General features: G+C 62.0%; 1 protein-coding gene and 2 pseudogenes. 2 read left to right on the top strand and 1 reads right to left on the bottom strand.

Annotation, left to right across the window (positions count from 1 at the left end):
* Positions 1–346 (top strand): annotated as a pseudogene (locus tag AC2VOU_RS16065) (CBASS cGAMP-activated phospholipase); the annotation flags it as partial.
* Positions 333–839: pseudogene (locus AC2VOU_RS16070) on the top strand (SMODS domain-containing nucleotidyltransferase); the annotation flags it as partial. The pseudogenes AC2VOU_RS16065 and AC2VOU_RS16070, both read left to right, overlap by 14 nt.
* 694 nt (positions 840–1,533) lie before the next feature.
* Here the strand turns inward: AC2VOU_RS16070 and AC2VOU_RS16075 are convergent.
* Positions 1,534–2,813: recombinase family protein (locus AC2VOU_RS16075; protein ID WP_486958270.1), on the bottom strand; the 1,280-nt coding region annotated here is incomplete at its 5' end.

The raw sequence follows: 2,813 nt of genomic DNA on the forward strand, positions 1-2,813 counted from the left end.
CAAACGTTTGGACCGCGGCGGACTACTGCACTGGGCCAGACCGATCGCCCCGTTGATCCTGAGCGCCAGCAGCCGCGGCGGGCAGGGTCTGGCCGAACACTTGATCGGCAAACCCAACTACATCCGCTTCGACGCCTTGGTGCCCGGCGGGCTCTACGCACTGGACTCGGCGGAGCCGAAGGACGTGGCCGGACTTGCGGCCTCAGTCAGTCGAGAACTCAGCCCCATCTACACCGCGAAATTCGCTGACCACCGGGCACCCACATACACGCCTGTGATCGGACACCGACACCGCGGCGATCCGAGCAGCACTTCACACACGGAGGCTCCCAATGCAACTCGCTGACCATTTCAACGTCTTGCTGAAAGACACCGTCAATCTCAGCCAGTTCAAACTGGACCTACTCAACGAGCGCGTCGAAGCCATCTATAAGGCGCTCAAAGCCGACGCCGAAATCGGTGCGCTGATCACCGGCAAGACGCCGCAAGGCTCCTGGGCACACCGCACGATCATCAACCCGGTCGGTGACAACGAGTTCGACGCTGATTTCATGCTCGACATGAGCGAGAACCGGGAGTGGGCCGACAGCCCTAAGACCTACATCGATGAGGTCTACGCAGCCCTTCATCGGCACGGCACCTACGGCGCCATGCCGCACTCACGGAAGTGCCGCTGCGTGCGGCTCGTCTACGCCAACTCCATGCACGTCGATATCGTCCCCCACCTCAACCTTGCCGACGGCCGCGAGGTCATCATCAACCGCGACGACAACCAATGGGAGCTGACCAACCCGCAGGGCTTCACCGATTGGATGAAGAACAAGGACTCCCTCGCTAGCAGTATGGCAGTGCGAATGGGCGCCTGGTCTGTCATCACGTCGATCGTCCAGCGGCCTGCTCAGATTCACCCGAATGACTACGACTACGTGCATTCTTCGTGGATCCGTCACGGTCATGTCGAGGCTGCTCGCGCCGGTTTAACAGGGGATGCCGCGGAAGGCGGCTACTTGATCTCGGTAGCACGCGAGCTGATGGTCGCTCAACCGGCAACGCGGCCCGACGTTCCGGAGAGCCTCGTGCCCACCGCGAGCAATCCCGCCGCCGATGACCTGCTGCTGAATTCGTTGTGCCAGTTCGATATTCTGTATTGTCTGCTCGTTGCAGCGGAGGGTCAAACGTCCGTCAGGAGTTTCTACCCGTCCAGCGCAGCATTTGACGAATCCCGTGCCGACCCGGCGCTGGTCATAGTCGCTGGCGACAACACGGTGCGCACCACAATGTTTCCGAACTCCAACGATGGCGAGATAGCTGACGCAATGTACAAAGTGGTACGGCTAGCCATGCAAGAAGCGTTCAATTTCGGTGGGAGATGGTGGGGGCCACCACCGAGCGTACAGGCGTTCCTCGCCCAGAATGGTCAGCAAGAGGCATAACCGGTTCCATAGCGACTTGGGCAGAGTGCCACATAGTTTGGCCAGCTGTCGGTCGCGCAGAAGGTCCGTCGTCGACTATCTGGCTTGCCAGCCTTGAAGGCTAAGCCCTCCAATGAGGTTGGGCGCGGTTGATGTCGAGGCTGCGGGCGCCGGGCGTGCCGGGAGCGATCACAGCGTGGTCGAGCACAGACTTGACGATCGCCTGTTGGCGGTCGATGCCGAGATCGTTCCATTGACTGCGCAGCAGATGCCCCGTTCCCGCAAGCTCGTTGACATCCGCGGTGTCGGTGGCGCTTGCAATATCGCGGCGGGTCTGAGCGATGCGGTCGTTGATCGGGTCCCGGGCAGCGATCCACTCCCGCGCTGTCACGGCCCCGTTTGCGTACAACTCGGCGAGTTCGTCGAGACGTGTGGTGTCGGCGTCGAGCTGGGCAGACAACACCGCCACATCAGCGTCCACGCTGACCTTGCCGGCCAGCACCTCGGCTAGATGAGGCGAGTCGAGTCTGGTCAGGACAGCGTCAGCGAGGAGGTCTTCGACGGGCTGAGCTACCACAGTTAATCGGCCGCAGCCGCCATGATCAGGCCCCTTCAAACACACGTAGCGGCGGACCCGGTTGTCGGGATTACTATGGCGCGCTTGGGAAAAAAGTCGATTTCCGCAACGCCCACACCGCAGCATCCCTGATAGCAGGTAGGTGCGTGGGACGCGGGTCTTGGTCAGCGAACGCGTCGCCATGCGAGCCAGAACCCGGTCACGCTCAGCCGGGGTGATGATCGCCGGCCACGCCGCTGGGCCGATCACCTCCCCGCGATGTTCGCGCAACCCGGCGATGCGACCTGAGGTCAAGATTTGGCGTACCGCTGAGGTCTGCCACGACTTCGCGACCGCTGGGGCGACGCCAGTGTCGTTGAGCCAGATCGTCAACGACCGAATCGACGCGCCAGCCAGATACCGATCGACCATCTCGCGCACCACTCTGGCTTCGTCGTCGCGCAGGGTGATCTTGTCGTTCTCGTAGCCGAATGGGCGCACCGAGCCGTGCGGCAATCCCTTTTCTGCGTTCTGCAACATCTTGCGCCGGATACGGGCGGATTTGCGGCCGGATTCTTTGGCGGCGAACGCGGCGAAAATCCGGGCCATGAACAACCCGTCATCGTTGCCCAGGTCGATGTCGGCGGTGACGGTGGCGACGTCCCGCACACCGACCGATTCACACAGGGCCACGAATTCTTCCAACTCGACGGGGCGTCGATGCAACCGGTCCAGGTTGTAAACGATCACTGCGTCCCTGGCACCGGATTTCAGGTCGGCCAACATCCGCACGTACTCGCGGCGCGGCTTGCCAGAATAGGCCGACGCATCGTTATCGACGTATT

This window comes from Mycobacterium sp. TH-M25, assembly GCF_057473665.1.